Annotated in this window: 14 protein-coding genes; all 14 read left to right on the forward strand. The window is 58.2% G+C overall.

All coding sequences use genetic code 11. The annotated features are described in order from the left end of the window. Positions 1-5 precede the first annotated feature (5 nt). The 14 genes from narI to I6I94_RS09080 all read left to right on the forward strand — a co-directional run bounded on the left by narI (position 6) and on the right by I6I94_RS09080 (position 24,665). Positions 6-845, forward strand: a complete 840-nt coding sequence (gene narI, locus I6I94_RS09015; RefSeq protein ID WP_128088058.1) for a respiratory nitrate reductase subunit gamma — start codon at positions 6-8, stop codon at positions 843-845. A gap of 27 nt (positions 846-872) precedes the next feature. Continuing rightward, positions 873-2,102, forward strand: a complete 1,230-nt coding sequence (locus I6I94_RS09020) for an MFS transporter (protein WP_201620635.1) — start codon at positions 873-875, stop codon at positions 2,100-2,102. A 229-nt stretch (positions 2,103-2,331) separates the two neighbouring features. After that, the gene (locus I6I94_RS09025; protein WP_128088057.1) at positions 2,332-3,555 is read left to right on the forward strand and encodes an MFS transporter; all 1,224 of its coding nucleotides are present in this window, start codon (positions 2,332-2,334) and stop codon (positions 3,553-3,555) included. 158 nt (positions 3,556-3,713) lie between these two features. Continuing rightward, positions 3,714-6,560: an aminomethyl-transferring glycine dehydrogenase gene (gene gcvP / locus I6I94_RS09030; protein WP_128088056.1), complete on the forward strand. Its 2,847-nt coding sequence runs from the start codon at positions 3,714-3,716 to the stop codon at positions 6,558-6,560. A gap of 165 nt (positions 6,561-6,725) precedes the next feature. Continuing rightward, positions 6,726-7,844: a glycine cleavage system aminomethyltransferase GcvT gene (gcvT, locus tag I6I94_RS09035; protein ID WP_094757549.1), complete on the forward strand. Its 1,119-nt coding sequence runs from the start codon at positions 6,726-6,728 to the stop codon at positions 7,842-7,844. Between the two features lie 388 nt (positions 7,845-8,232). Continuing rightward, positions 8,233-9,765, forward strand: coding sequence for an L-serine ammonia-lyase (locus I6I94_RS09040; RefSeq protein ID WP_128088055.1), 1,533 nt, complete (start codon positions 8,233-8,235; stop codon positions 9,763-9,765). 143 nt (positions 9,766-9,908) lie between these two features. After that, the gene (locus I6I94_RS09045; protein ID WP_128088054.1) at positions 9,909-10,430 is read left to right on the forward strand and encodes a DUF6985 domain-containing protein; all 522 of its coding nucleotides are present in this window, start codon (positions 9,909-9,911) and stop codon (positions 10,428-10,430) included. A gap of 368 nt (positions 10,431-10,798) precedes the next feature. Beyond that, positions 10,799-14,305 carry a DNA-directed RNA polymerase subunit beta gene (rpoB, locus tag I6I94_RS09050; protein WP_006887789.1) on the forward strand — a complete coding sequence of 1,169 codons (3,507 nt, stop codon included), beginning with the start codon at positions 10,799-10,801 and terminating at the stop codon, positions 14,303-14,305. A gap of 91 nt (positions 14,306-14,396) precedes the next feature. Then, complete coding sequence (locus tag I6I94_RS09055) at positions 14,397-18,299, forward strand: DNA-directed RNA polymerase subunit beta' (protein ID WP_128088053.1); 3,903 nt, start codon at positions 14,397-14,399, stop codon at positions 18,297-18,299. 602 nt (positions 18,300-18,901) lie between these two features. Further along, positions 18,902-19,276, forward strand: a complete 375-nt coding sequence (rpsL, locus tag I6I94_RS09060; protein ID WP_005504939.1) for a 30S ribosomal protein S12 — start codon at positions 18,902-18,904, stop codon at positions 19,274-19,276. Then, on the forward strand, positions 19,276-19,746 hold the full coding sequence (gene rpsG / locus I6I94_RS09065) for a 30S ribosomal protein S7 (protein WP_006887788.1): 471 nt from the start codon (positions 19,276-19,278) through the stop codon (positions 19,744-19,746). Before rpsL ends, rpsG begins: the two co-directional genes overlap by 1 nt. A 66-nt stretch (positions 19,747-19,812) precedes the next feature. Continuing rightward, positions 19,813-21,927: an elongation factor G gene (gene fusA, locus I6I94_RS09070; RefSeq protein WP_201620636.1), complete on the forward strand. Its 2,115-nt coding sequence runs from the start codon at positions 19,813-19,815 to the stop codon at positions 21,925-21,927. Positions 21,928-22,132: 205 nt separating this feature from the next. After that, the gene (gene tuf, locus I6I94_RS09075) at positions 22,133-23,323 is read left to right on the forward strand and encodes an elongation factor Tu (RefSeq protein WP_006887686.1); all 1,191 of its coding nucleotides are present in this window, start codon (positions 22,133-22,135) and stop codon (positions 23,321-23,323) included. A gap of 211 nt (positions 23,324-23,534) precedes the next feature. Beyond that, positions 23,535-24,665, forward strand: a complete 1,131-nt coding sequence (locus I6I94_RS09080; protein ID WP_201620637.1) for a glycosyltransferase — start codon at positions 23,535-23,537, stop codon at positions 24,663-24,665. Positions 24,666-24,685 lie beyond the last annotated feature (20 nt).

Consider the following 24,685-nt stretch of genomic DNA (forward strand, 5'->3'; position numbering starts at 1 on the left):
ACATCGTGTACGCACTCGCATCTGAGCATGCAGCCCATGGGGTGCCTGTGCCTGTTGGCGAGCCGGGGATTGTTGATATCCTCTTGTGGGGCGTGCTTCCCTACGTCACCATTCTTATCCTGATCGGTGGCACCATTTGGCGTTACCGCACCGATCAGTTCAGCTGGACCACACGTTCTTCGCAGATTTACGAATCGAAGATGCTGCGTTTGGGTTCGCCCTTGTTCCACTACGGCCTAGCCGCCGTGTTCATGGGACACGTGGGCGGTCTTGTGGTCCCGAAGATGCTCACGGATTATGTGGTGGATGATCACACCTACCACATTGTTGCATTGGTGGGCGGCTCGGCTGCCGCTCTAGCCACCATTGCCGGTTTGGCACTGCTGCTGTGGCGCCGCCGCAATAACGCCCAGGTGTTCACCGCAACTACTGCGAACGATAAATTCATGTACTTCGTGCTGGTGGCCGTGATTCTGGCCGGTACCGCCGCGACCCTGTTCTCGGCAATTAATCCTTCCGGCGGCCTGCCGCCGGTGAACGGGCACGAAGTGGAGTTCAACTACCGTACTTCAGTTGCGGTGTGGTTCCGTTCCATCTTCTACTTCCACCCGGAGGTGGCACTGATGGTCAACGTGCCGCTATCCTTCAAGATTCATATTATTGCGGCTATGGTGCTGTTCATCATCTGGCCGTTCACTCGCCTGGTGCACGCGCTGACTATGCCGCTGCACTATCTGTTCCGCCCGTACACCATCTACCGTTCCCGCGGTGGGGAGCGTGTGGGCGCACGCCGTGGTTGGGATCCGATCGGTACTCACGACCGTGAAGATGTCTTCCGCCGATAAGTAAACACACAATCATAATGAGGAAACATGAGTGCTCCCGCTGCTGAGAGTTACGACCTGAAAAAAGGTCAGCTGTTTAATCTGCTGCTGATTACCTTCGCCTCGACCGTCGGGTTCTGGGCGTGGACAATCGTCGGTCCGTTAGCTAAGTACTACGCTAAACCGGAACAGATGAACCTAAACCCGGGCACCACCAGTTTGCTGGTTGCCATGCCGATCTTTATTGGTGCAGTCGGGCGTATCCCGATCGGTGGTCTGACCGATAAGTACGGCGGGCGCATCATGATGAGCCTGGTGCTTGCTGTGAGCACCCCGCTGGTGCTTTTGGTCGGTCTTGCCGGTTCGATGAAGTCCTTCCCCCTGATGCTGGTCTTCTCGTTCCTGCTCGGTATTGCCGGTACCGTGTTCGCAGTGGGTATCCCGTTCAGTGCAGCTTGGTACCCGCCCGCGCGTAAAGGCTTCGCAACCGGCGTGTTCGGTGCAGGCATGGTCGGTACCGCACTGTCGGCCTTCTTCACTCCGCGTCTGCTGTCTCTCGTGGGCTACATGAACACCCACTACATTATCGCTGGCCTGTGCGCAGTGACCGCCACCATCTCATTCTTGTTTCTGCGTGATTCACCGGCGACCGCTAACCGCGAGGTTACCCCGCTGATGCCGAAGATCATTCGGGCGTTCAAGGTGAAGTCCACCTGGCAGCTGTGCTTCCTTTATTCTGTGGTGTTCGGCGGCTTCGTGGCGTTCTCGAACTACCTGCCGACCTACCTGAACAATATCTACAACTTCGACGCTGAGGCTGCTGGTGCTCGTGCCGCAGGTTTCGCGGCGGCTGCCGTGGTCGCTCGTCCCTTCGGCGGTATCTTGGCTGACAAGTTCGGCCCGAAGATCATTACCTTCATTGCCTTGGGCGGCGTATCGGCTTTGGCATTGGTTACCGCATTCCAGCCGGACGCCGAGCACGTTTATGGCCCCATCTTCTTGGCGATGGCAGCTCTGCTGGGCTTGGGCTCCGGCTCGGTCTTCGGCTGGGTTGGCCGCGCGGCTGACCCGAAGAACGTGGGTGCGGTTTCTGGTGTGATCGCTGCTGCTGGTGCTTTGGGCGGGTTCTTCCCGCCGCTGGTGATGGGCGCAACCTACGATGCTGCACATCGTAACTACTTCGTTGGCCTAACCCTGTTGGCTGTAACCGCGGCCTTGGCCTTCGCCTCGGCATTCTTGGTCAAGCACGGAGGCAAGCCGGAGCATCATAAGGCTTAGGTTGTTGCGAAACAGTAGCTGAGTTTTTCACTCAACTGTTTGTTCCACGGCTCTGGTCGTTCCCCACCCTGGTGGGGAACGACCAGAGCTTTTTCTGTGGGTTTCAAATCGTAAAACAACAAACTTATGGGGCGACAGTCACAATAACCCATAAATTTCGTATAAACTATGCATATATTCAGTGTGGGTTTTAGTAGACAACGCAACACCGATACACCAACGAGGAACCATGGAAGCTTCTGAAGTGAAACATGCTGACCTGAAGAAAGGGCAGCTGCGTAACCTGCTGGTGGCAACGTTCGCCTCCATTTTTGCGTACTGGGCCTGGAGCGTTATTAGCCCGCTCGCCAAATTCTATTCCTCCCCAGACCAAATGCATCTGGATGAGGGAGGCTCCAGCTTACTGATTGCTATGCCTGTACTGGTGGGGGCGGTAGGGCGTATCCCTGCTGGGGCGCTCACCGATAAGTACGGCGGGCGCGTGATGCTCACCGCTGTTATGGCGCTCAGCGCCCCATTAACGCTGCTGGTGGCGCTGGCGGGTTCGATGAAATCGTTCGGGCTGATGCTGGTGTTTAGCTTCCTTCTTGGTATTGCCGGTACCGTGTTCGCAGTGGGTATCCCGTTCAGTGCAGCTTGGTACGGTGCCTCGAAGAAGGGGTTCGCGACCGGTATTTATGGGGTGAGCACCGTGGGTACCGCCGTTTCGGCGTTTGTGACCCCGATTTTGCACAGGCAGCTGGGGTACTGGCCCACCCATATTCTGCTGGCCGCCCTGTGCCTGGTGATGGCGGCCGTATGTTTTACGGTTCTGCGTGATTCCCCGCAGTTCACTCGTTCTGCGGAGCCGATAATCCCTAAACTTTTGGCGGCCTCCCGCGTTAAAGAAACGTGGCAGCTGTGCTTTTTGTACTCGATTTTCTTCGGCGCCTTTGTGGCGTTTTCAAACTACCTGCCCACGTTCCTTACGAACGTGTACGAGAAGAACCTGATTGAGGCGGGGATGCGTGCCTCTGGCTTCGCGGTTGCTGCGGTGGTGGCTCGTCCTCTCGGCGGGATACTGGCCGACCGGGTGGGTCCGCGCTTGGTGACCCTGATAGGTATGGGCGGAACCGTGGTGCTGGGGGCCTCGGTGGCCTTCCAGCCGGAAGGGGAGCACGTGTATGGTCCGCTGTTCTTGATGATGGCGGTGCTGCTGGGGCTTGGGTGCGGCAGCGTATTTGGCTGGGTTGGCCGTGCTATTCCAGCCGATAAGGTGGGCATCGCGTCTGGGATTATTGGTGCCGCCGGTGGGCTGGGCGGGTTCTTCCCGCCGCTGGTGATGGGCGCAACCTATAATGCCGCCGCGAACAGCTACTTTAACGGGTTGATGCTCTTGGCCCTGACCGCGGCCGTCGGTGTGGGGATGACGCTCATAGTGCGCGGCGGCAAGAAGTCTCTTGACGCGCCCTAACCTGCTCATATATGTGCCGGTAAACCCCCATAATATGCGGGTCACAGGGCACAGACAGCTAGAAGTTTAAGCCCACATTGTGGGAAAATTAGTACTGTTATACACAACAGCACCGTTGTGAACCGCTAACGGTTTGCGCCGATTAGGAGATAGATATTATGTCTTTCATTGACCGTCATCTCGGCCCCCGTTCCGCAGACGCTGAGCAGATGCTCAGCACCCTGGGGTATGACTCCCTAGGGGCTCTGATGGACGCCGTCGTCCCCGAACAGATTCGTCTTCGTGCCGATCTGCCTTTGCCGGAGCCGCTGACTGAGCAGGATGCGCTGGCTAAGATCGCCGGGTATGCCGCTAAGAATAAGGTGTACGCACAGATGATTGGTGCCGGCTACTATGATGCCGTAACCCCCGCTGTGCTTCGCCGTAATATTCTTGAGAATCCCGGGTTTTACACCTCATACACCCCGTATCAGGCTGAAATTTCGCAGGGCCGCCTGGAGGCTCTGCTGAATTTCCAGAACACGGTCATGGAACTGACCGGTCTTGAGATCGCCAACGCTTCCCTGCTGGATGAGGCGACCGCGGTTGCTGAAGCGGTTGTGATGATGCACCGCGCTAACCGTAAGGTGAAGAACGGTTTCTTCGCCATTGACTCACGCTGCCTGCCCCAGGTGATTTCGGTGGTGCGTGGCCGTGCGCAGATGCTCGACATCCCGTTTGTAATCACCGACTTCTCAGATGGGCTGCCTGAGGGCGACCTGTACGGTGTGGTCTTCGCGTACCCCGCCCAGGATGGCCAGCTGCGCGATATTGAGCCGCTTATTAAGGCCGCTAAAGAACGTAAGGCCCTGGTGACCGTGGTCGCCGACTTGCTGGCTTTGACCCTGTTGAAGTCCCCGGGTGAGTTGGGTGCCGATGTTGCGGTGGGCAACACCCAGCGCTTTGGTTTGCCGTTCTTCTTCGGCGGCCCGCACGCCGCGTACATGGCGGTTCATAAGGGTATGGAACGTACCCTGCCGGGTCGTCTGGTGGGTGTTTCGCAGGACTCTTCGGGTAAACCTGCGTACCGGTTGGCACTGCAGACCCGCGAGCAGCACATCCGCCGTGAGAAGGCCACCAGTAATATCTGTACCGCCCAAGCTCTGCTGGCGATTGTTGCCGGTGCTTACGCCATGTACCACGGCCCCGAGGGGCTGCGCGCTATTGCTGAACGCCTGCACACAAATGCGGCACGTGTGGCCACTGCCCTGCAGAAGGCTGGCTACGGTATTGTGCACAAGAACTTCTTCGACACCGTTGTTGTCGAAGCACCCGGTGCGGCTGATGAGCTGGTGGCTAAGGCGTTGGATGCCGGTGTTAACATTCGCCGTTTCGACGCTAACCGCGTGGGTATCTCGGTGGGTGAGTCGCATGGTGATGCCGTGCTGGGGCGCCTTGTGAAGGCCCTCGGCGGGGAGCTGCCCGCCGAAGCTGACCCTGCGTTTGGTATCCCGGATGCACTGCTGCGCACCGACGACTACATGCAGCACCCCATCTTCCACAAGTACCGCTCCGAAACTGAGATGATGCGCTACCTGCGCCGCCTCTCGGATAAGGACTTGGCGCTGGATCGGACGATGATTCCGCTGGGTTCGTGCACCATGAAACTGAACGCGGCGGCTGAGATGGAGCCGATCTCGTGGCCTGAATTCGCGGGCGTTCACCCGCTGGCACCGGCCGATCAGGCCCAGGGCTGGCATGAGCTCATCCGTGAGCTTTCTGACTGGCTGGTGGCTATCACCGGGTACGATGCGGTGTCGTTGCAGCCGAACTCAGGCGCGTCGGGCGAGTACGCCGGTCTGCGTGCCATCCGCTCCTACCACGAGGCTAATGGTGACCATCAGCGCAATACTGTGCTCATTCCGCTCTCTGCGCACGGCACGAATGCCGCATCTGCCGCATTGGCTGGGCTTAAGGTTGCGGGTGTGGCAACCGCATCCGACGGCTCGATCGATGTTGAGGATTTGAAGGCGAAGATTGAGAAGTACGGCGATGCGATCGCAGGCATTATGATCACCTACCCCTCCACGCACGGCGTGTTTGAGGAGCAGGTGGCCCAGGTGTGCGAGCTGGTGCACGCCGCGGGCGGGCAGGTGTATGTGGATGGCGCTAACCTGAACGCACAGATGGGCTTTGCGCAGCCCGGTAAGTTCGGCGGCGACGTCTCCCACCTGAACCTGCACAAGACCTTCTCCATTCCGCACGGCGGCGGCGGCCCCGGCGTGGGCCCGTTGGCGGTGCGGGAGCACCTGGTGAAGTACCTGCCCGGTGATGCCTACACCGCTGACGCTGAAGGTAACCTGCCTGAAGGCGCGGCGCTTCCGATTGCGCAGGCGTTCTTCGGCTCGGCCGGGGTGCTGCCGATCAGCTGGATGTATATTGCGATGAGCGGTGCCGAGGGTCTGAAGAGCTCTTCCGCATATGCGGTACTGAACGCCAACTATGTTGCGAAGAAACTGAACGATAAGTTCCCCGTACTGTACACCGGCCCGGGCGGGCTGGTGGGTCACGAGTGCATCCTGGATGTGCGTGAGCTGACCGACCGCTCGCATGTGACCGCTGAGGACGTGTGCAAGCGCCTGATGGACTTCGGCTTCCACGCCCCCACCCTGGCGTTCCCGGTTCCGGGCACCCTGATGATGGAGCCGACCGAGTCGGAGTCGAAGGAGGAACTCGACCGTTTCATTGAGGCGATGGAGACCATCTACGACGAGATTCTTGAGGTCGCAGACGGTAAGGTCGCACTGGAGGATTCGGTGCTTCGTAACGCCCCGCACACTGTGGAGGTCGTCTCTGCTGACGAGTGGGACCGCCCCTACACCCGCACGCAGGCGGCGTACCCGGTGAAGTCTTTGCGTCTGAATAAATACTTCACCCCGGTGGGCCGTATTGATGGTGCCGGTGGTGACCGCCACTTCGTTTGCGAATGCCCGCCGATGGAGGCATTCGACCTTGAAGCCCAGTAGGGTTTTCGGCCGGTAGCACCGGTTCAGGGGCGCCCCGTTTCGCTCTCCCCCCCCAGACGCGGGAGGGCAGGGGAGCGGGGCGTACCCCAGCACACCAACCACACTTATAGCAGAACGATTGTTCTTGCACTAGTTTTACACGAAGCAGTGTAGTAAGGAGATAATATGTCACCCAAGAAAACCGCCCTGTACCCCGTCCACGAAAAACTGGGTGCCTCGTTCACCGACTTCGGTGGCTGGGATATGCCGCTCAAGTACGCTAACGATGTTGCCGAGCATGAGGCTGTGCGCACCCGCGCCGGTATCTTTGACCTCTCCCATATGGGCGAGTTCCGTGTGAGCGGGCCGGACGCCGCAGCGTTCCTTGACTACGCGCTGGTTTCCAACATGTCTGTCTTGAAGCCTGGCCGCGCCAAGTACTCGATCCTGGTGAACGATAAGGGCGGTGTTATTGACGACCTCATCACCTACCGTCTGGGTGACGAGGAGTTCCTGGTGGTGCCCAATGCCGCCAATATTGATAAAGATTTCGCCGCCATGAGTGAGCGCCTGGGCGATTTTGATGTGAAGTTCGTCAATGAGTCTGAGGAAACCTCCCTGGTTGCTGTGCAGGGTCCGCGTGCTGAGGAGATTCTGCTGGCCGCTGGTGCTTCCGATGAGGACGCGGTGCGTGAGGTCAAATACTACGCTTCTGTGCCGGTTACCATCGCCGGGGTGGACGTGCTGCTGGCACGCACCGGCTACACCGGCGAGGACGGTTTCGAGCTGTTCGTGCCGAACGCTGATGCCGTGAAACTGTGGGAGGCCCTCGCAGCCGCAGGTGAGCCGTTCGGGCTGACTCCTGCTGGTTTGGCTTCCCGTGATTCCCTGCGCCTTGAGGCTGGTATGCCGCTTTACGGCCACGAGCTGGGCCTGGATATTACCCCGTTCGAGTCTGGCTTGGGTCGCCTGGTTGAGATCGCCTTGGAGAAGAAGGCCGTTGACTTCGTGGGCCGTGCCGCCCTGACCGAGCTGGCGAAGTCTCCGTCGGAGCGCATCCTGGTGGGTCTGAAGGCACAGGCGAAGCGTCCGGCACGTGCGGGTTCGTTCCTTGTTGATGCTGAGGGCAACCAGATTGGTGAGGTCACCTCCGGTATTCCCTCGCCGACCCTGGGTTACCCGGTGGCAATGGCCTTGGTGAAGCGCGAATTTTCCGAGGTCGGCACCGAGGTGGACGTGGATATTCGCGGCAAGCGCGCAACGTTTGATGTGGTTCCGCTGCCGTTCTACAAGCGCGAGAAGTAGCAACAAGCGGCGGCTGCTCACAGTGTAGCCGGTAGGGCTTGCGCACGGATCCGGCCGGGGTGCTGTCTCCTCACAGCGGTGGGGGAGCGGCACCCCGGTTTTTGTGTGTGTCCTCTGCTTGTGGTGTCTTGGGTGAACGAATACTTAGCGGGCGGGCATGAGTGCAGGGTAACCCACCCTTAGTTTTAAGGTTGGTGCCCGGTGGGATAGGATGGGAAACGTCTGCTGTTGATACCTGCTCGGCGGCTCCGCTCATACCGCAGATACTGTAGCGTTTCGCCGCCTCACCCCAGAACCCGGGGCAGGGTTCGGCACCGTATGGGGCTGGGTGAGAACACTGTTGCGGTGCAATGTCGTGCCGGGAAAAAATCAGAAAGTTTAGTGAACTATGGCTCTTAACATTGGTGCGCCCGATGACGACCGGAACCCCAGCACCGCCAGCATACCCAGCGCCGTGCAGAAGAAAGCGGAGGCACTGGAGTATGACATTAGTGTCTTTGAGCTGTTCAGTGTGGGGGTGGGCCCCTCAAGTTCGCACACAGTGGGGCCGATGCGCGCCTCCAACCGTTTTATTGCCGAGCTGATCGACGCGAACCTGCTGGATAGGGTGAGCCGTATCCACGTCGATCTTTACGGTTCCCTTGCGGCAACCGGGGCCGGGCACGGCACCATGAGCGCGGCTTTGAAAGGACTCTGCGGGTTCGTCCCCGAAACCATCTGCATTGCTGATGCCGAGGCGATGATGCAGCGCAATAGTGTAGATGGCACCTTGCCGCTTGCCGGGTACCCGTCCCAGGCCTACACGGGGGGAGCCCCCGGCAGTGAGGACGGGAAAGTGTACGGGCCGGTGCTGAACTACCGTGAAGCCGAGATGACCCTGCGCCCGCTCACGGTATTGCCACGCCACACGAACGGCATGAAAATCACTGCGTTTGCTGGTGAGCAGATACTGGCGGAGCGCACCTACTTCTCAATTGGCGGCGGGTTCGTTGTTGAAGGTGATGAGGAGGCCACGGGAGGGGCGTCCCTGTCGAACCCGCCTTATCCGTTTGGCTCCGGTGCCGAGCTGCTGCAGCTGGCGAATGATGCCGGGCTGAGTATTGCCGAACTGAAAATGGCGAATGAGTGTTCCGTCCGGTCCGAGCAGGAAGTACGCGCTGGTATTCTAGGCATTCGGCAGGTCATGAAAGAGTGCATTGGGTCTTCGCTGTCACGCGTGGGGTACCTGCCGGGGCCGCTTAAAGTGCGGTGCCGTGCGGGGGCTTGGCACCGTGACCTTATGGTGGAGGACCCCGAGAAGTCGGCGGAATTCGCCACGGACTGGGTGAACCTGATCGCGCTTGCCGTGAATGAGGAGAACGCCTTCGGTGGGCGCGTGGTGACGGCCCCAACGAACGGCGCCTCAGGTATTATTCCGGCGGTGCTGCACTACGCCATGAATTACACCCCGGGAATTCGCCACTGTGGCCAGGCTGCGCGTGAGGACGCGGTGGTTAAGTTCTTCCTGGCGGCTGCCTCAATCGGTGCCCTGTATAAGAAACGGGCCTCCATTTCGGGGGCTGAGGTGGGGTGCCAGGGTGAGGTTGGTACCGCCTCGTCAATGGCGGCGGCTGGGCTGGCGCAGGTGCTGGGCGGCACGAATGAGCAGATTGAGAATGCCGCCGAGATCGCGATGGAGCATAACCTGGGGCTGACCTGCGACCCCGTGGGTGGGCTGGTGCAGATCCCGTGCATTGAGCGGAATGCTATGGCCGCATCGAATGCGGTGACGGCGGCGCGCATGGCCCTGCGCGGGGACGGGGTGCACCGGGTGTCGCTGGATCAGGTGATTGAGACCATGCGCCAAACCGGCATGGACATGTCACACCGGTATAAGGAGACTTCCATGGGCGGTCTCGCGCTGAATGTGGTGGAGTGCTAGCTACCGGGTGTTAGGCGTGTCCGCCCACCGCACGGTTTCTAGAAGAACTAGAGACAACGATTCAAGAACACGTTCGCTAAAAAGACCGGAACGGGGCGCGGCGATGAAATAATGAGAGTTCATACAGAAGGAAAGTGGCGGCGATGAAACCTGAGAGCACTCCTGAACCTGAGACCATAAACTTCACCTATGATACCGATAAAGAGCTCTATGTGAGCGACCCGGTGGACGTGCCTGCGCTCAAGAAGAATGCAGTAACGTTTAGGTTCGATCTGCAGACTCTTGACTCTGCCGGGTGGCAGCGTATTCGTGCCGCGATTGATAACTTCCGCTCACCCGATGCCGATATTTTTGCTCAGGCAACCCCGTATGTGCACCAGTTCTACCGCATGTATTTTGATATGGCGGATGAGTACGGGTGGGAACAATACTTGCCGGATATTCCTGAATCTCAGGTGTGGAGCCTGGTGGGCCCTATCTGGGATCAGTGCACGGTGGCCTTGGACAATAACAGCCTGCTGATTGTGGTGGAAGCCGAGACTGAGTGGGATATTGAACATGGCATGATAATGGTGTACCAGGACGGTGTAAAACTGGTGAAAGTGGGTATGGCGGTTGAGTCGTACACCAACCCTGACGGCACTATTTTTGACTATGGGCACTAGAAGCATGAAGGCCAGCCGGGGCGGGGGAGAGTGAGAGACTCTCATGAGCGGTTCAAAATCCGGTGATTAATTATTGCGGGCATACTATTGAAGCTTTCACAAGGGGCATCACAAGTTCTTGTGAACCGGCGCTTGCATCATCCCACGGGGTGTGGTAGACAATCCTCAAACAATGGTGTATCGTTAATATTTACGCTTTCCCTAACCTGAGTGCCTTCATATAGCGGTGGGCACAGGCTTGAAGGTGACGTTTCCCCGTTCGACATCTGTAGCTTCGTGCACCGTATCTGCGGCCCGGAGTCTGTGTTTTCGGTAACGTTGCCGGGAGGCTGATTGCTAACAGACATGTCTGTGGAAGGATCCCCATCTTGGTCGCTTCGAGCACCTCTAACCATGACGCCGCTAACGGTGCGGGTAACACCGACCGCCGTATTTCATTCGCAAAAATTAACGAACCGTTGAAGGTTCCTAACCTGCTGGCTATCCAGACCGATAGTTTTGACCGCCTTGTCGGTAACGCCGGGTGGCTGGCTCGCCTTGAAGCAGCTGAAGCTGCTGGCGATACCTCCGTTCCGCGTAAGTCCGGTCTTGCCGAGATTTTCGAAGAAATCTCCCCGATTAAGGACTTTCAGGAGACCATGCAGCTCTCCTTCTCCGACCCGGAGTTCGCGGACCCCAAGTACACGGTTGAAGAATGCAAAGACCGTGACGCCACCTATGCCGCTCCGCTCTATGTCAAAGCTGAGTTCATTAACCACGCCACGGGCGAGGTTAAGCAGCAGACCCTGTTCATGGGCGACTTCCCGCTCATGACCGAATCCGGTACTTTCGTTATTAACGGTACCGAACGTGTGGTCGTTTCCCAGCTGGTGCGCTCGCCCGGTGCTTACTTTGAGAAGGCCCCGGACCGCACCTCGGATAAAGACATCTACTCGGCACGTGTGATTCCTTCACGCGGCGCCTGGTTCGAGCTTGAGATTGACAAGCGCGACCAGGTGGGTGTGCGCCTGGACCGTAAGCGTAAACAGTCCGTGACCGTGCTGCTGAAGGCCCTGGGGTGGAGCGAGTCGAAGATTCTTTCAGAGTTCGGCCAGTACGACTCGATCCGTGCAACCCTTGAGAAGGACTCCGTCTCAACCCGGGACGAGGCCCTGCTCGATATTTACCGTAAGCTCCGCCCGGGTGAGCCCCCCACAGTTGAGGCAGCCCAGGCACTGCTTGACAACATGTACTTCACCCCGCGCCGCTACGATTTGGCGAAGGTTGGCCGGTACAAGGTGAACCGCAAGCTCGGCGTGGAGGTGCCCCTAGACTCGGATGAAGCGTCGGTGCTGAGCCAGGACGATATTGCACAGATGATTCATTACCTGTGCGCCCTGCACGCTGGTGAGCCCACCATTAAGGGTTCACGCGGCGGCCAGGAGATCGACCTGAAGGTTGATGTGGACGACATCGACCATTTCGGGAACCGCCGTATCCGTACCGTGGGTGAGCTGATTGAGAACCAGATCCGCACCGGTCTTTCCCGCATGGAGCGTGTGGTGCGTGAGCGTATGACCACCCAGGACGTGGATGCGATTACCCCGCAGTCCCTGGTGAACATCCGCCCCGTAGTGGCGGCCATTAAAGAGTTCTTCGGTACGTCACAGCTGTCGCAGTTCATGGACCAGAACAACCCGCTGGCTGGGCTAACCCACAAGCGTCGCCTGTCGGCGCTGGGCCCCGGCGGTCTTTCCCGCGACCGCGCGGGCATGGAAGTGCGCGACGTGCACCCCTCGCACTACGGTCGTATGTGCCCCATTGAGACCCCTGAAGGCCCGAACATTGGTCTGATCGGTTCGTTGGCAACCTATGGCCGCATTAACTCTTACGGCTTTATTGAGACCCCCTACCGCGTGGTTGAAGACGGCAAGGTCACTGACAAGGTGCGTTATTTGACTGCTGATGACGAGAAGAGCGTTATTATTGCGCAGGCAAACGCCCCGCTGACCGCTGACCGCACCTTCGCTGAGGACGAGGTTCTCTGCCGTGCAGGCGATGGTTCCGGTGAGGCCGTGCTGGTAGCACCGACTGACGTGCAGTACATGGACGTTTCCCCGCGCCAGATGGTGTCGGTGGCAACCGCTCTGATTCCTTACCTTGAGCACGACGACGCGAACCGCGCGTTGATGGGCGCGAACATGCAGCGTCAGGCTGTGCCGCTGCTGGAGTCTGAGGCTCCCGTGGTGGGTACCGGTATGGAGAAGTACGCTGCGCTTGACTCCGGTGACTCCGTGCTGGCGAAGAAAGCTGGCGTGGTCTCGGAGGTCTCGGCTGACCTGGTGATGGTTCGTAATGATGACGGCACCAGCAGCTCGTACCCGATCATGAAGTTCTCCCGCTCGAACCCGGGTAACTGCTACAACCAGCGTGTTGTGGTTAAGGCCGGTCAGCGTGTGGAAGAGCGTGACGTTATTGCGGACGGCCCCTCCACCGACCGTGGTGAGCTTGCTCTGGGCAAGAACCTGCTCGTGGCATACATGCCGTGGGAGGGCCTGAACTATGAGGATGCGATTATCCTCTCCCAGCGCATGGTTTCCGAGGACGTGCTGACCTCCATCCACATTGAGGAGCACGAGATCGATGCCCGCGACACCAAGCTCGGGCCTGAGGAAATCACCCGCGATATCCCCAACGTCTCAGATGAGGCCCTGTCCGCGCTGGATGAGCGCGGCGTGATCCACATTGGTGCCGAAGTTGAGGCTGGCGACATTTTGGTCGGTAAGGTCACCCCCAAGGGTGAGACTGACCTGACCCCGGAGGAGCGCCTGCTGCGCGCGATCTTCGGTGAGAAGTCCCGCGAGGTACGCGATACCTCCCTGAAGGTTCCTCACGGCGAATCCGGTACTGTGATCGGTGTTCGTATCTTCGACCGTGAAAGCGACGACGAGGACGATCTGCCCCCGGGCGTGAACCAGCTGGTGCGCGTGTACGTGGCGCAGAAGCGTAAGATCACCGATGGTGACAAGCTCGCGGGCCGCCACGGCAACAAGGGTGTTATTTCCAAGATCCTGCCGATTGAGGATATGCCCTTCCTGGAAGACGGTACTCCCGTGGATGTCATCCTGAACCCGCTGGGTGTGCCCGGCCGTATGAACATTGGGCAGGTGCTTGAGGTTCACACCGGCTGGCTGGCCAAGCAGGGCTGGAAGATTGAGGGCGACCCGGCCTGGCTGAAGAATATGCCGAACTTCCCGAAGGAGTCCGGCCCCACCCGCCTGGCAACCCCCGTGTTTGACGGCGCCCATGAGGACGAGCTGTTTGACCTCATGGACCACGCAAACCCGAACCGTGATGGTGACCGCCTGATTAACCGCTCCGGTAAGGCCCGTCTGATTGATGGTCGTTCAGGTGAGCCGTTCCCTGACCCGATCTCGGTGGGGTACCAGTACATCCTGAAGCTGCACCACTTGGTGGACGATAAGATTCACGCCCGCTCCACCGGCCCGTACTCGATGATTACGCAGCAGCCGCTGGGTGGTAAGGCCCAGTTCGGTGGTCAGCGTTTCGGTGAGATGGAAGTGTGGGCGCTGGAAGCGTACGGCGCCGCCTACACCCTGCAGGAAATCTTGACCGTCAAGTCTGACGATGTGGCTGGTCGTGTGAAGGTATACGAGGCAATCGTTAAGGGTGAGAACATCCCCGAACCGGGCATCCCCGAATCCTTCAAGGTTCTTATTAAGGAAATGCAGTCCCTGTGTCTGAACGTTGAGGTGCTCTCTACCGACGGGAAGACCATTGAGATGAGCGACTCGGAGGAAGAAGGCTTCCGGGCAGCAGAAGATATGGGTGTGAGCCTCACCCACGCAGAGCCCAGCTCTGTGGACGAGGCATAATCCGCCTTCCTTCTAGGGTGGGGCGCCGCTGCGGTTGCCCCGCCCGCTAAACCGAAGTCTTCGTAAACTACAGAAAGAGATTAGGACCGATATGTCCAACGAATCTTCGCTTGGTTTGATGCGAATTGGCCTTGCCACCGCCGACGATATTCGTCGCTGGTCTTACGGCGAGGTTAAGAAGCCCGAGACCATCAACTACCGTACCCTCAAGCCCGAGAAGGAGGGCCTGTTCGACGAGCGCATTTTTGGCCCTACTAAGGACTGGGAATGCTACTGCGGCAAGTACAAGCGCGTACGTTTTAAGGGCATCATTTGTGAGCGTTGCGGTGTTGAGGTGACCCGCTCAAAGGTGCGCCGTGAGCGTATGGGCCACATTGAGCTGGCTGCCCCCGTCACCCACATCTGGTACTTCAAGGGTGTTCCCTCCCGCCTGGGGTACCTGTTGGATCTGGCTCCGAAGGACCTGGAGAAGGTCATCTACTTCGCCGCGTACATGATTACGAGCGTGGATGAGGCCTCCCGCCATGAGGACCTGCCGAACCTGCAGGCCGCACATGACCGTGATAAGAAGGCCCTGGAGACCCAGCGCGACGCCGATATTGCCGCTATTTCCCGCGAGGTTGAGCAGGAGCTGGCGCGTATTGAGGCTGACGGCGGTAAGGCTGCTGAGAAGCGTAAGCTGCGTGAGAACGCTGAACGTCAGATGGCTTCGGCCCGTAAGCGTGCTGACCGCGAGATTGAGCACCTGGAGAAGGTGTGGGACCGCTTCAAGAACCTGAAGGTCGCTGACCTTGAAGGCGATGAGGCGCTGTACCGCTCAATGGTTGATAAGTACGGCGTGTACTTTGAGGGCGCAATGGGTGCTGAAGCTATTAAGAAGCGCCTGGAGGATTTCGACCTTGAGGCCGAAGCCGAGGCGCTGAAGGAGGTCATTCAGAACGGCAAGGGCCAGAAGAAGACCCGTGCGCTGAAGCGTCTGAAGGTTGTTAACGCGTTTTTGACCACCAATAACTCCCCGCTGGGTATGGTGCTGGATGTTGTTCCGGTTATCCCGCCGGAGCTGCGTCCGATGGTTCAGCTCGATGGTGGCCGTTTTGCAACTTCCGATCTGAATGACCTGTACCGTCGTGTGATTAACCGTAATAACCGCCTCAAGCGCCTGCTGGAGCTTGGTGCCCCCGAGATTATCGTGAATAACGAGAAGCGCATGCTGCAGGAAGCTGTGGATTCGCTCTTCGACAACGGTCGTCGCGGTCGCCCCGTGACCGGTCCCGGTAACCGCCCGCTGAAGTCGCTCTCCGATATGCTCAAGGGTAAGCAGGGGCGTTTCCGTCAGAACCTGCTTGGTAAGCGCGTGGACTACTCTGGCCGTTCCGTGATTGTGGTTGGTCCGCAGCTGGAAATGCATCAGTGCGGTCTGCCGAAGCAGATGGCGCTGGAGCTGTTCAAGCCCTTCGTCATGAAGCGCCTGGTGGAGCTTTCGCACGCACAGAACATTAAGAGTGCAAAGCGTATGGTGGAGCGTTTCCGCCCGCAGGTGTGGGATGTTCTCGAAGAGATCATTACCGAGCACCCTGTGCTGCTGAACCGTGCACCTACCCTGCACCGTCTGGGTATTCAGGCGTTCGAGCCGAAGCTGGTTGAGGGCAAGGCTATTCAGCTGCACCCGCTCGTGTGCTCCGCGTTCAACGCTGACTTTGACGGTGACCAGATGGCGGTTCACCTGCCGCTTTCGCCCGAGGCTCAGGCTGAGGCGCGCATCCTGATGCTCTCCTCGAACAATATTTTGAAGCCTTCAGATGGTCGCCCTGTGGCTGTTCCGTCGCAGGATATGATTATTGGCCTGTACCACCTGACCACTCCCCGTGAGGGTGAAAAGAATGAGGGCCACGCATTCTCGTCGATTGCCGAGGCTCTGATGGCGATGGATCGTCACGAGATTGAGCTGTACACCAAGGTGAAGGTGCGTCTCTCTGGTGACGAGTTCGTGGCACCTGAGGGCTGGGAAGCCCCTGAGGGTTACACCTCGGGCGGCCCGGTTCTGCTGGAGTGCACCGTCGGTCAGATCCTGTTCAACCAGACTCTGCCGAAGGATTACCCGTGGTTCTCCGGTGTTGCTGATAAGAAGGGGCTGGGCAAGCTCATTAACGATCTTGCTGAGAAGTACCCGATGGATATCGTGGCACGCACCCTGGATAACCTGAAGAACGCTGGCTTCTACTGGGCTTCACGTTCGGGTGTGACCGTGGCGGTTTCTGATATTGCCACCCCGTCGATGAAACCTGCGATCATGGAGAACTATGAGCAGCAGGCCGCCGCTATCCAGGCGAACTTTGAGATGGGCACCATTGGCGATGATGAGCGCCGTGAGGAACTGATCGAGATTTGGACCCAGGCAACTGATGAGGTTGCTGAGGCGATGCGCGATAATTTGAGCGCTAATGGCGGTCAGAACACCATTTACCGTATGGTGACTTCCGGTGCACGTGGTAACTGGATGCAGGTTCGTCAGATTGCGGGTATCCGTGGTCTGGTGTCGAACCCGAAGGGCGAGATTATGCCCCGCCCGATTAAGTCCTCCTACCGTGAGGGCCTGTCGGTGCTGGAGTACTTCATCGCAACCCACGGTGCCCGTAAGGGTCTTGCCGATACCGCGCTGCGTACCGCTAACTCGGGTTACCTAACCCGTCGTCTGGTGGACGTGTCGCAGGATGTGATTGTGCGTGAGCATGACTGTGGTACCCGCCGCGGTCTGGTGCTTCCGCTCATTGATGATGAGGCAAACTTGCATCCGGATGTTGAGACCTCCATTCACGGACGCACCCTTGCGGTGGATGTGAAGGACGCTGAGGGCAGCGTACTTGCAGCCGCCGGTGAGGATGTCTCGGATGTGCTGATTGAGAAGCTGTTCAAGGCTGGCGTGAAGGATGTGCGCGTGCGTTCGGTGCTCACCTGTGAGTCCGGTATTGGTGTGTGCGCCCTGTGCTATGGCCGTTCGATGGCGTCGAACACCCTGGTCGATATTGGCGAGGCCGTGGGTATTATTGCGGCTCAGTCTATTGGTGAGCCCGGTACCCAGCTGACCATGCGTACCTTCCACACCGGTGGTGTGGCATCGGCTGACGACATTACCCAGGGTCTGCCTCGTATCCAGGAGCTGTTTGAGGCCCGTACCCCCAAGGGTGTGGCACCTATTTCTGAGGTTGCCGGTCGGGTGAGCATTGAGGACACGGAGCGTTCCTACAAGATTGTGGTGACCCCGGATGACGGTTCTGATCCGCAGTCGTACACGGTGCTGCGCCGTGCCGCCTCGAAGCTTCAGGATGGCGATCACGTGCAGGTGGGCGAGCAGCTTGCCGCCGGTTCGGTGGATCCGAAGGAGGTGCTGCGTATTCGCGGCCCGCGTGAGGCACAGAAGCACCTGGTGAGCGAAGTTCAGGGCGTGTACAAGTCTCAGGGTGTGGAGATTCACGATAAGCACGTTGAGGTTATTGTGCGTCAGATGCTGCGCCGCGTGACCGTCATTGAGTCTGGCGATACTGAGCTGCTGCCGGGTGAGCTGGTGGATAATATCGTCTTCCAGCGCGCTAACCGTAAGGCCCTGACGGAGGGTAAGAAGCCCGCCGCCGGTCGCCCCGAGATGATGGGTATTACCAAGGCGTCGCTGGCAACCGAGTCCTGGCTCTCTGCCGCATCCTTCCAGGAGACCACCCGCGTGCTCACTCAGGCCGCAATGGAGGCTAAGACCGACCCACTGCTTGGTCTGAAGGAGAACGTCATTATCGGTAAGCTGGTTCCGGCCGGTACCGGTTTGGCTCGCTACAACGATATTGAGGTTGAGCCCAGCCCGCAGGCCCGTCAGGAGCAGCTTAACGCGCTGGAGGCGTTCGGTTACCAGAGCGTCTTTAGCCCGATGGGCGACGAGCCGTACCCGTATGCGAATAACGGGTTTATGGCGGTTCCTTTGGATGAGTACGGTCGCGGTATGGAGTAGCCTCACCTGAGGTTCTATCCGGTCTACTTCTGGTGCTAACCACTGGGGCAGTTGAGGGAAGCGGCTTCGGCATTGTGCCGGGGCCGCCTCCTGAGGCTTTAAGGCACGGTATGCGCCTGCGGGGTGAAAACATCTCCCGCACCACGATGGTGAGTAATCACACAGGATTTAAAGCAGTGGTTGCCTTCTTGGCGGTAAAACCCGCTGGATTAAGCGGGTTTTAACCTGTATAGTCGTATGTCGAAGTACTTGGCCTCAGTGCTGGGGTGCCCGCTATTACGCGGGTGCCGTGAAGATTCCGGCACGCGGGCAAACGAATCAATGGCAGTATGGATACCGTCCTTTGGTGTTGCTTTTTGTGCTGACACCTAAATGCCATTTTTAAGTGTGCCCAAAAACTTCTAACCCCGGTCGAATCGAGCTCGGTCGTAAGGTAGCAAGTGATTCGCTGGGAGCCAAGAACCCGTGCCCTTTATCACCTCATGCGGGGTGCTAGTGTGTGCGGGCTTCTATAACCGAGAGCGCCCGGGGTGAAAGCGCCGGGAGCTAGTCAGTTTAGCGGGCTTGAAGACAGATAAGCCCATCAATGCAACGGAGAAAACGTGCCTACTATTCAGCAGCTGGTCCGTAAGGGCCGGACTCCCAAGGTCGTCAAGACCAAGGCGCCCGCACTGAAGGGCAACCCCATGAAGCGTGGCGTGTGCACCCGTGTGTACACCACCACCCCGAAGAAGCCGAACTCGGCACTGCGTAAGGTCGCTCGTGTCAAGCTCAACGGCGGCGTCGAGGTTACCGCATACATTCCCGGTGAGGGCCACAACCTGCAGGAGCACTCAATTGTGCTCGTTCGCGGTGGTCGTGTGAAAGACCTCCCCGGTGTTCGTTACAAGATCGTTCGTGGCGCTCTGGATACCCAGGGTGTTAAGGGTCGCGGGCAGGCTCGCTCCCGCTACGGCGCTAAGAAGGAGAAGAAGTAATGCCTCGTAAGGGTCCCGCTCCCAAGCGTCCCCTCGTCAACGATCCGGTGTACGGTTCGACACTGGTCACCCAGCTCATTAACAAGGTTCTGCTGGACGGCAAGAAGTCTGTTGCCCAGCGCATCGTATACGGTGCTCTTGAGGGTGTTGAGAAGAAGACCGGTTCTGACCCGGTTGTTACCCTGAAGAAGGCTATGGACAACATCAAGCCCTCGCTTGAGGTTCGTTCCCGCCGTGTTGGTGGCGCTACCTACCAGGTTCCGGTTGAGGTTCGCCCCGGCCGTTCCACCGCTCTGGCTCTTCGCTGGCTTGTTGGCTTCTCAAAGCAGCGCCGCGAGAAGACCATGACTGAGCGTCTGATGAACGAGATCCTGGATGCGTCCAATGGTCTCGGTGCCGCTGTGAAGCGTCGCGAAGACACTCACAAGATGGCCGAGTCCAACAAGGCCTTCGCTCACTACCGCTGGTAATTCTCCGTTTAGAGCCTGCCGGGTTTCCCGTCAGGCTTTCGGAGTATCTCATTTAGGGAGAAAAACGTGGCACATGATGTGTACACTGACCTGAACAAGGTCCGCAACATCGGTATTATGGCGCACATTGACGCCGGTAAGACCACCACAACTGAGCGCATCCTGTTCTACACCGGTATTAACCACAAGATCGGTGAGACTCACGATGGCGCGTCAACTATGGACTGGATGGCTCAGGAGCAGGAGCGAGGTATTACCATTACCTCCGCAGCTATCACCTGCTTCTGGAAAAACAACCAGATCAACATTATCGACACCCCCGGTCACGTTGACTTCACCGTTGAGGTGGAGCGTTCGCTGCGCGTGCTTGACGGCGCGGTAGCAGTGTTTGACGGCAAGGAAGGTGTTGAGCCTCAGTCTGAGACCGTGTGGCGTCAGGCTGATAAGTACGATGTTCCCCGCATCTGCTTCGTCAATAAGATGGACAAGATGGGCGCGGACTTCTACTTCACTGTTCAGACCATTATCGACCGCTTGGGCGCTAAGCCGCTCGTTCTGCAGCTGCCCATCGGCGCTGAGAGCGACTTCGTTGGTGTGGTTGACCTGCTCGAAATGAAGGCATACGTATGGCCCGGTGACTCTAAGGGTGACGTGACCATGGGTGCTTCCTACGAGATTCAGGAAATCCCCGCCGACCTGCAGGCTAAGGCTGAAGAGTACCGTGCCGAGATGGTTGAGGCTGTTGCTGAGTCCAGCGAAGAGCTCATGGAGAAGTACCTCGAAGAGGGCGAACTGACCGTTGACGAGCTCAAATCTGGTATCCGTCAGCTGACCATTAACGGTGAGGCATTCCCCGTGCTCTGTGGTTCTGCTTTCAAGAACCGTGGTGTTCAGCCCATGCTGGATGCCGTGATCGAGTACCTGCCTTCCCCGCTGGATGTGCCCGCTGTGGAGGGCTCTAGCCCCTCGGATGAGGAAGAGAAGCTCACCCGTAAGGCTTCCGCTGATGAGCCTTTCGCGGCTCTGGCCTACAAGGTTGCAGCTCACCCGTTCTACGGTCAGCTCATCTACACCCGTGTGTACTCCGGTCACGCGTCCCAGGGACAGCAGGTTCTTAACTCGACCAAGGGTAAGAAAGAACGCCTCGGTAAGCTCTTCCAGATGCAGTCCAACAAGGAGAACCCTGTTGAGGAAGTCACTGCAGGCCACATCTATGCCGCAATTGGTCTGAAGGACACCACTACTGGTGATACCCTGTGCGATCCGGCAAACCCGATTGTGCTTGAGTCGATGACCTTCCCCGCCCCCGTGATCTTCGTGGCAATTGAGCCTAAGACCAAGGGTGACCAGGAGAAGATGTCGACCGCTATTCAGAAGCTCTCCGCTGAGGACCCCACCTTCACCGTGTCGCTGAACGAAGAGACCGGCCAGACCGAAATCGGTGGTATGGGCGAGCTTCACTTGGACATCATTGTTGACCGTATGAAGCGTGAGTTCAAGGTTGAGGCTAACGTTGGTAAGCCTCAGGTTGCATACCGCGAAACCATCAAGAAGGCTGTCGAGAAGGTCGACTACACCCACAAGAAGCAGACCGGTGGTTCCGGTCAGTTCGCAAAGGTGCAGGTTTCCTTCGAGCCGCTGCCCTTGGATGGCGAGGAACTGTACGAGTTTGAGGACAAGGTGACCGGTGGTCGCGTGCCTCGCGAGTACATTCCTTCTGTTGACGCCGGTATCCAGGACGCTATGAAGTTCGGTATCCTGGCTGGCTACCCGATGGTCGGTGTGAAAGCAACCCTGATCGACGGTGCTTACCACGATGTCGACTCCTCTGAAATGGCGTTCAAGATCGCCGGTTCCATGGTGTTCAAGGAAGGCGCTAAGCGCGCTAACCCGGTTCTGCTGGAACCGCTCATGGACGTTGAGGTACGTACCCCCGAGGAGTACATGGGCGATGTTATCGGCGACCTGAACTCCCGTCGTGGTCACGTGCGTTCCATGGAGGATGCATCCGGCGTGAAGATCGTTAAAGCTCTCGTGCCGCTGACCGAAATGTTCGGCTACATTGGTGACCTGCGTGGTAAGACCCAGGGCCGTGCAGTGTTCTCGATGGCCTTCGACAGCTACGGTGAAGTTCCCAAGAACGTCGCTGACGAGATCATCCAGAAGAGCCGCGGCGAGTAATCACCGCTCTCATCCCGTGGGCTGCGGGTTGAGAAACGCGCAGCCCACACTCTAAAATTTTTAATTAAAATCCATCATTGAAGGCATGGACAGTTTCATCTCTGCGTCGTAATCCGCTATTGTAGACGCTAGACCGTTTTTCTACGGATTGCGCCGGAGATAAGATCCGGGTGCATGTTTTCGATACGTTCTAGGAGGAACACTCTTGGCTAAGGCTAAGTTCGAGCGCTCCAAGCCTCACGTTAACGTCGGTACCATTGGTCACGTTGACCACGGTAAGACCACCCTGACCGCTGCCATCTCCAAGGTGCTGGCTGACAAGTACCCGGACCTGAACGAGAAGCGTGACTTCGGCATGATCGACTCCGCTCCTGAGGAGCGTCAGCGCGGTATTACCATTAACATCGCGCACATTGAGTACCAGACCGATAAGCGCCACTACGCACACGTTGACGCACCCGGCCACGCCGACTACGTCAAGAACATGATCACCGGTGCTGCTCAGATGGACGGCGCAATCCTCGTGGTTGCTGCTACCGACGGTCCTATGGCTCAGACCCGTGAGCACGTGCTGCTCGCTCGCCAGGTTGGCGTGCCCACCCTGCTGGTGGCACTGAACAAGGCTGACATGGTTGACGACGAAGAGCTTCTTGACCTCGTCGAGATGGAGGTCCGTGACCTTCTCTCCTCGCAGGAGTTCGACGGTGACGAGGCTCCCGTGATCCGCGTTTCCGCTCTGAAGGCTCTTGAGGGTGACCCCGAGTGGGTTGCTAAGGTTGAGGAGCTCATGGAAGCTGTTGACAGCTACATCCCCGACCCGGTTCGTGAGAAGGACAAGCCCTTCCTCATGCCCATCGAGGACGTCTTCACCATTACCGGTCGCGGCACCGTTGTGACCGGTCGTGCAGAGCGCGGTACCCTGAAGATCAACTCCGAGGTTGAGATCGTTGGTATCCGACCCATCCAGAAGACCACCGTGACCGGTATCGAGATGTTCCACAAGCAGCTCGACGAGGCATGGGCTGGCGAGAACTGTGGCCTGCTTCTGCGTGGTCTCAAGCGTGACGACGTTGAGCGTGGTCAGGTTGTTGTGGAGCCGGGCTCCATCACCCCCCACACCGAGTTCGAGGCAAACGTCTACATCCTCTCCAAGGATGAGGGCGGCCGTCACAACCCGTTCTACTCGAACTACCGTCCTCAGTTCTACTTCCGTACCACTGACGTGACCGGTGTTATTAAGCTGCCCGAGGGCACCGAGATGGTTATGCCCGGTGACAACACCGAGATGACTGTTGAGCTGATCCAGCCCATCGCTATGGAAGAGGGCCTCGGCTTCGCTATCCGTGAGGGTGGCCGCACCGTTGGTTCGGGCCGCGTTACCAAGATCATTAAGTAATTGCCGTAACAACGACAATTCGCTCATGCTCTTGTAGCAGATTCTGCCTCTAGAAGGTAGCGAATCTTACACAGGGACCCCCGCAGTATTGCGGGGGTCCTTTTGTATTTAAACGGTGGGGCTGAGATGGTAACGGTAGTGGCGTACAGCCCGGTACGGTACTCTAGGGGTGTGGCATAAAAGTTTACACCAGTACTTTTAGGAGAGATGAGTGCCAGGTCAAAAGTACCCGCCGGTTGCCGTGATTCTGGGAAGCCGCGAAAGCCAGGCACCCGCCTATGGTCTGGAGAACTCAGCTGCGGTACGTGCCCTGCAGAACCTCACTGAGGTACTAATCGTGCGTGTGGCTGAGGGGCAGGATCCTTTGGCTGACCGGTTGGTGGTCAGGGTCGCTTCGCTTTTGGGGCGGGAGTACACGACCACTCATACTTTATTTAGTTCCGCGAAAACCAGTTTGCGTGCCCGCTCCCAGGTGGCTGATTTGCAGGGGGTTGCTGCGCTTATCTCTTTAGCACCACCTACTGAGACGATTATGATATCCGGGAAAATCCCTGTTATTCAGGTGGCGGATTCGTCTTTTGGAACCCGACTGCGCGCCGAGAAACGGCGCGGCGGCGGCATTAGCCGACTCATGTCGGTACAGGCCCGGATTCTTGAGAAGGCATCCGCGTCGGGGGTGAGCCTGTTCGCGGTGGCGAACCGCTGGATTAAAGACGTGCTGATTGATGATTTGAATATTCCCAGCAGCAAGGTTGAGGTTGTGCCGATGGGCTCCTTCGTGGGGGAGTCAAAGATTATCCGCCCCACACGCATCACAGACCGTGATGTGCTTAAGCTTCTGTTTGTCAGTGAGGACTGGAAGCGGGACGGTGGGCCGATGATACTCGACTTGTATGAGCGGCTGGTGAAGGTCCGTAAGGTGCAGTTGTGTATCGTAGGCGATTCCCCGGAGGATTTACTGTATGAGATCCGTCGGGTTCCGGCCCCCTCAAGCTATGACGAAGCCGCGAAAGTGTATATTGAACACGATGTTCTTCTTGTCCCTGTTGCCGCGGGTAAGGATGCGCTGGTTACCGATGCGCTGTACTGTGGTCTGCCAGTGCTGGGGGAGCAGGTAGAGGGGATTGCTTCGCTGGTGCGGCACGATCGTAGCGGTTGGCTGTACCGAACCGACATGTTCCAACAGAACTCGTATAAGCGCCTGCAATTTATGAAGGCTGTTGATATTGACAATGCATCACTGTGGGCTGTGCGAGATGTGCGGGAGAGGCTGAACTGGGACAGCTGGGCTCGCCGCCTCTTACAGCTGGTGCGGTACCTGAACGGTCAGGGCGAACGCTAAAGTACAGCATAGTGAATACA

The organism is Rothia aeria, assembly GCF_016726365.1.
In the GTDB taxonomy this organism is placed as follows: Bacteria; Actinomycetota; Actinomycetes; order Actinomycetales; family Micrococcaceae; genus Rothia; species Rothia aeria.

Bases quoted from the DNA above. Each gene is read 5' to 3' on its own strand.
- I6I94_RS09055 (WP_128088053.1), top strand. From the start codon at position 14,397: ATGTCCAACGAATCTTCGCTTGGTTTGATGCGAATTGGCCTTGCCACC.
- I6I94_RS09045 (WP_128088054.1), top strand. From the start codon at position 9,909: ATGAAACCTGAGAGCACTCCTGAACCTGAGACCATAAACTTCACCTAT.
- rpsG (WP_006887788.1), top strand. From the start codon at position 19,276: ATGCCTCGTAAGGGTCCCGCTCCCAAGCGTCCCCTCGTCAACGATCCG.
- I6I94_RS09025 (WP_128088057.1), top strand. From the start codon at position 2,332: ATGGAAGCTTCTGAAGTGAAACATGCTGACCTGAAGAAAGGGCAGCTG.
- gcvP (WP_128088056.1), top strand. From the start codon at position 3,714: ATGTCTTTCATTGACCGTCATCTCGGCCCCCGTTCCGCAGACGCTGAG.
- I6I94_RS09040 (WP_128088055.1), top strand. From the start codon at position 8,233: ATGGCTCTTAACATTGGTGCGCCCGATGACGACCGGAACCCCAGCACC.
- gcvT (WP_094757549.1), top strand. From the start codon at position 6,726: ATGTCACCCAAGAAAACCGCCCTGTACCCCGTCCACGAAAAACTGGGT.
- I6I94_RS09020 (WP_201620635.1), top strand. From the start codon at position 873: ATGAGTGCTCCCGCTGCTGAGAGTTACGACCTGAAAAAAGGTCAGCTG.